Source organism: Sulfurovum sp. (genome assembly GCF_041551015.1).
GTDB lineage: Bacteria > Campylobacterota > Campylobacteria > Campylobacterales > Sulfurovaceae > Sulfurovum.
The window spans coordinates 1-5,726 of sequence record NZ_JBFENQ010000116.1 but is presented as its reverse complement, the minus strand read 5'-3'; the positions used below and the strand labels follow the sequence as shown (position 1 = coordinate 5,726).

At 38.9% G+C, this 5,726-nt stretch carries 4 protein-coding genes and 4 tRNA genes; 7 read left to right on the top strand and 1 reads right to left on the bottom strand.

Annotation, left to right across the window (positions count from 1 at the left end):
• Both ABZC96_RS07875 and ABZC96_RS07870 read left to right on the top strand, forming a co-directional pair.
• Window positions 1-1,325, top strand: a 1,325-nt coding sequence (locus tag ABZC96_RS07875; protein ID WP_373030280.1) for a GMC oxidoreductase, incomplete at its 5' end; no start/stop codon positions are given.
• 156 nt (window positions 1,326-1,481) lie between these two features.
• On the top strand, window positions 1,482-2,423 hold the full coding sequence (locus ABZC96_RS07870) for an NlpC/P60 family protein (protein ID WP_373030279.1): 942 nt from the start codon (window positions 1,482-1,484) through the stop codon (window positions 2,421-2,423).
• A 452-nt stretch (window positions 2,424-2,875) separates the two neighbouring features.
• On the opposite strand, the gene ilvD is transcribed toward ABZC96_RS07870, so the two are convergent.
• Complete coding sequence (gene ilvD / locus ABZC96_RS07865; RefSeq protein WP_373030278.1) at window positions 2,876-4,564, bottom strand: dihydroxy-acid dehydratase; 1,689 nt, start codon at window positions 4,562-4,564, stop codon at window positions 2,876-2,878.
• 178 nt (window positions 4,565-4,742) lie between these two features.
• Here ilvD and ABZC96_RS07860 point away from each other — a divergent pair.
• From ABZC96_RS07860 to ABZC96_RS07840, 5 genes are all read left to right on the top strand, one after another.
• Window positions 4,743-4,817 (top strand) — tRNA-Gly (locus ABZC96_RS07860).
• A 40-nt stretch (window positions 4,818-4,857) separates the two neighbouring features.
• Window positions 4,858-4,944 (top strand) — tRNA-Leu (locus ABZC96_RS07855).
• A gap of 120 nt (window positions 4,945-5,064) precedes the next feature.
• A tRNA-Cys gene (locus ABZC96_RS07850) sits at window positions 5,065-5,138 on the top strand.
• A gap of 54 nt (window positions 5,139-5,192) precedes the next feature.
• A tRNA-Ser gene (locus tag ABZC96_RS07845) sits at window positions 5,193-5,280 on the top strand.
• A 177-nt stretch (window positions 5,281-5,457) separates the two neighbouring features.
• Window positions 5,458-5,726 (top strand): DoxX family protein (locus ABZC96_RS07840; protein ID WP_373030276.1); only part of this gene is annotated, 269 nt, incomplete at its 3' end.

The following is a 5,726-nucleotide window of genomic DNA, read 5'->3' as shown; positions in this document are numbered from 1 at the left end:
GAGAGATAGAAGGAGCCAATGTGGTTGACTGGCCTATTTCCTATGAAGAGTTGGAACCATATTACACGTTAACAGAAGAGTTGGTAGGCATTTCCGGTAAAGTAGATAAACACCCTTTTGAACCACCTCGAAGTACTATAGATTTTACACAGCCTCCAACCAAAGAAAATGCAGTGGTAAAGCTTTTTGACAAAAGCTGTAAATCTCTTGACATCACACCTCTTGTCACGCCCAGGGCTGTTCTCTCCAAAGACAAGCCTGGACGTGATGCCTGTTATTATTCAAATTTCTGTGGAAGTTACGGGTGTAGTTCAGGCGCGAAGGGAAGTTCTAGAGAGGCGCTTTTAAAACCAGCTTTGGCTACAGGAAACTTAACGTTATTGAGTAACACCTATGTCAAGTATTTAGATACAGATAAAAAAGATGAGGTTAATCATGCCGTAGTGGTTGACACTGTTACAGGTAAAGAAACAAAGATCAAAGGAAAGATCTTTGTTATCGCGGCACAAGCCCATGAGAGTGCAAGGCTTTTACTTAATTCGGCCAATGAACATCATCCTGAAGGCTTGGGAAACAGCAGTGGAGAGCTTGGTAAAAACCTTATCTTCTCCGGTGGGGGCTCCGGACAAGGAGAACTGTATAAGGACTCTTTGAAGCATATAAAGTTTGAAGAGTTGATGACAACAGGGCTTTTTGTCAATCGTTCTATCTTGGATTGGTATTTTATAGACCATTGGTGGGATGGCACCTTTAAAGGCGGTTCTGTAGAGTTTATGTTTGAACATCAAAATATCATTAGTCGTGCACGTAAAAATGGCTACGAAGATGGAAAGCTAGTGTGGGGCAAAGCGTTGGGTGAACGACTTAACTCACGTTTTACGGAGCAGAAAAGTATACGTTTTGAAGTCTTTAATGACTGGTTACCCAATGATAACTGTTTTGTTTCGTTGGATCCTACCCATAAAGACAAGTTTGGTATGCCCGTAGGAAAACTACGTCTGGAAGGGCATCCTCAAGATGTGAAAGTTGGCAACTATATCGCCAAAAAGTGTGAGGAGGTGCTCAAAGAGATGGGAGCACAAAACATTTATTCTTCTATTTCTTCTTCTCCTCCGCAAAACTTGGTTGCCGGGGGGTGCCGTTTTGGAAATGACCCTAAAACATCCGTACTTAATAAATATTGCCGATCTCATGATGTGAATAACCTTTATGTCGCAGATGCCAGCTTTATGCCTACAGGGGGTTCTGTCGCCTATACCTGGACCATTTATGCAAATGCGTTCAGGGTGGCTGATCATATAGTTAAACAGCTGCAAAAAAGCTAATACTGCATTTAATATCTTTCCTTCTCTAGTGGACAGCACAGAGAGGTGTTTAAGTCAGATTTAAAATAATGTTTATTTTTGATTAATCATATATAGCTACAATTACTCAATATTTTTTAGTATATACTTATGTTACAATCCATTAAGGGGAATTCATTGAAAAAAATTTATACGATTTTACTTACTTTATCTCTGGCTACAATTACAGCCAAATCATCTACTCACACAGTTAAGCATACTATCAAAAAAGGGGAAACACTTTCTGCTATTGCCCGAAAACATCATACAACGATTGCAAAAGTAAGACAAGCCAATGGCCTTAAGAAGGGAGCGATTCTTAGACTGGGGAAGGTATTGAAAGTACCAACAGATGCGTATGTCTCCGATGTGAATGTGTCTCCAAAACCGAAGAAATATGTCATAAAAAAAGGTGACACACTTTCTTCTATTGCACTTAAGCATCATACATCTGTTACAAAAATAAGAAAAGCCAATGGTCTTAAAAAAAGCGAAATGCTTAAAATAGGAAGGTTATTAACGGTGCCTCAAAACAAGCAATCCATTAAATTGGCTAAAGTAAAGAAAAAAACTTCAAATAAAAAGCTTCTTGCCTCTCTTTCTAGCTTGGATACGATCAGTTTAGAGGAAAACAAGGCAGAAGAACGTGGTACGTTTAAGTTTCGTGATATTTTTGTTAGTAAAAAGGATGAAACCTCAGATAAGTGTCAGCGTATCACTACACTAGCAAAAACTAAATTAGGGAAAAAGTATGTATGGGGAGCAAGTGGACATAAAAATACCTATGACTGTTCCAGCTTTACGAAATATGTCTATAAAAATATTGGTGTGACTCTTCCGCGTACTTCTATCAACCAATCAAAATTTGGAAAATATGTAAAAAGAGATGAATTACAAAAGGGAGACCTTGTTTTCTTTGATACATCTAAAAGACGTAAAGGATATGTAAATCACGTAGGTATATACCTTGGAGACAATAAATTCATCCATGCGTCATCTGCGAAGAAAAAGGTTGTAATTACAAGTCTCAGTAAGAATTTTTATAGTAACAGATACAAAGGCGCAAGACGCCCATCATAATATTAAATCATCGGGACATTTAACTCTTCACCATTAACCTTGGAAGAGTAATATATAGATCATAAGTATAATGGGTCAGTATGAGATACTTCAGTTAGATAATTTTAAAAGAGTAAAGGAAGTATATATGGATGCCTGTAGAAAATGTAACAACACAAATGTTACTTGGAACGGTGTATGGAAACAGTGTGCGAGCTGTGGTGAAGTCCATGAAAGACAAAGTATTATAGTAAGCAATAGGATTGTTTGTAGGCTCTTGTCTAATGAAAACAAGAGTCTGAATGATATTGTATCATTGCCTTTAAAATCGACACTGATGGGAAAATTTATATCAAGACTTCACTTAATTAAGTAAAATTTTTTAGTGAATTTCAAGTCTTTTATTGTTTAGAGATGTAGGAGGGAAGATGTCAAGGCAAAGCCTTGACAGGATATAGAGTCTATATAAACTATTATTCTGCTTCTAGCACAGCACCAGAACTTGCATTTGTTACCAACGCTCTATATTGTCTTAACCATTTACTTTTCAATGGTTTGATAAGAGGTTTAAAGTTTGCTCTTCTCTCTGCGATGACTTCATCACTGAGGTTAGCTTGTAAGATGTACTCATCCACATCGATGTGAATCTCATCTCCATCCTCAAGTAGACCTATCAGACCACCTTCTGCAGCTTCAGGACTTACATGTCCGATACTTGCACCTCTAGTCGCACCTGAGAATCTACCATCAGTGATCAGGGCAACCTTGTCTCCAAGTCCCATACCCATGATAAGACTTGTAGGGCTAAGCATCTCTTGCATACCCGGACCACCACGAGGGCCTTCATATCGGATAACTACAACATTCCCGGCTTCTACTTTACCGTTGATGATACCTTTGATAGCTTCATCCTGTGAATTAAAACATACTGCAGTACCGGTAAATACTCTGTCCCCAGTGATACCAGCCGTTTTAATTACAGCACCTTGTTCTGCAAGGTTACCATAAAGGATGGCCAATCCACCCACTTCAGAGTAAGGGTTGTCTATCGTATGGATAATATTTGTATCGAGGATCTCTGCATCTTTGACCTTTTCGTAAAGTGTTTCACCTGTTACCCCTAAGTTATCAAGTAAAATGTTATCTCCACGTTTCATCATCTCATGCATAACTGCATTGACACCACCTGCTTTGTTAATGTCTTCCATGTGTACTGTTGAGAGTGATGGAGAAATTTTGGCAATATGTGAAACTCTTTTACTTATAGCATTGATGTCTTCAAGATTGAAATCAACTTCAGCTTCTCTCGCAATAGCTAGCATATGAAGTACAGTATTTGAACTTCCTCCCATTGCCATATCTACAGCAAAAGCATTGCGTACAGCATTTTCATTTAAAATGTTTCGCATACGATACTTTTCACGTTCAGCTGCATCTGATTTTGCTATCTCACAGATGCGTCTGGCCGCTTGTTTGTAAAGCTCTGTTCTCTCCGGTGTTAATGCAAGGATGGTACCGTTACCAGGTAAGGCAATACCCATCGCTTCCATTAATGTATTCATAGAGTTTGCTGTAAACATTCCTGAACAAGATCCACCACTTGGACAAGCATTACACTCTATATCAAGAAGTTCTTCATCTGTGATCTCTCCTGTTTCATGCTTTCCTACTGCTTCAAATGCCGTAGCGAGATCTATAGGGGTGCCATCTTTCGTATACCCTTTTTGCATAGGACCACCAGAGACAAATACTGTAGGGACATTAACACGCAAAGCACCCATGATCATTCCCGGAACGATCTTGTCACAGTTAGGTATAGCGATCATCGCATCAAGTTTATGTGCATTCATAACGGTCTCTATTGAGTTGGCTATGATCTCACGACTTGGAAGAGAGTAAAGCATACCATCATGTCCCATAGCGATACCATCATCTACTCCAATGGTGTTAAACTCAAAAGGTACACATCCATTAGCGCGGATCTCTTCTTTGATCACTTCAGCTACTTTATTGAGGAAAAAGTGCCCCGGAATGATCTCTATAAATGAGTTTGCTACGCCGATGAACGGTTTTTCAAAATCTTCATCTTTTACGCCGGTTGCACGGAGTAGACTTCTGTGTGGAGCTCTGCTAAACCCCTGTTTTATTTCGTCACTTCTCATGGGAAAGCCTTTATGTTTATATTTTAGTTATTTAAGGGATTATAGCAGATGAAACTCAAAAAATGATAGAAAATCCTCTTTTACAGACAAAAGCTTTAAATTCTCTTTACATTAAAAACTTTTTTGGCTATAATCGCACTCCAATTTTAAGTGAATGCTTAAAAATCGGTATGGATTTGCGGGCGTAGCTCAGTGGTAGAGCATAACCTTGCCAAGGTTGGGGTCGACGGTTCGAACCCGTTCGCCCGCTCCATAAAAAATTAACATTTTAATATATGAATGGTACCAATTATGCCCGGATGGTGGAATGGTAGACACAGGGGACTTAAAATCCCCCGGTCATTGTGACCGTGCCGGTTCAAGTCCGGCTCCGGGTACCACCAACAATTCTTCTTGAAAATTGGCAAAGCCAATCTTTCAATTCATCTCACTAAAGCTTCACCTAACGGTTCAGAAGTTTTATTGAGAAGAAAGAAGAAAATATTCGTATATATTAGTGTGGAGCCATCGCCAAGCGGTAAGGCCGCAGCCTGCAAAGCTGCTATCCCCGGTTCAAATCCGGGTGGCTCCTCCACCATATAAACTAGATTTTATCTATCTTTAGATAATATTCTATTCTTCAAAATGTCGGGAGATGTCAGAGTGGTCGAATGTGCCGGTCTTGAAAACCGGTGAGGGTAATACCTCCGGGGGTTCGAATCCCCCTCTCCCGGCCATTTATTTTTTATAATCAAAAACCAATATAAAAACTATAGAGATATTTACTTTTGATATAGTGAAAAAATATTGAACACTTCAACAACTATAGTAGACAATAAACAAACCTATTAAAATCAATCATTTATAAAAATACTTGTTATAATCATATACTTTTTATACACAAGGATCTTTGTATGTCAGAGAATATAGGAAAATTAGTATTACGTTTAATGGTTGGCGGGATGATGCTCTTTCATGGTATCGATAAGGCTTTGCACGGGATCACTTTTATTAAAGGATTATTGAAGTTCCAGGGGATACCTGAAGTCTTGGCATATGGAATCTATGTGGGAGAGATATTTGCACCGATCTTTTTAATTATAGGATGGAAAAGCAGAATTTGGGCAGGTGTTATCGTCTTCAATATGGCAGTGGCTATCTATTTAACGAAGCTTGGAGCATT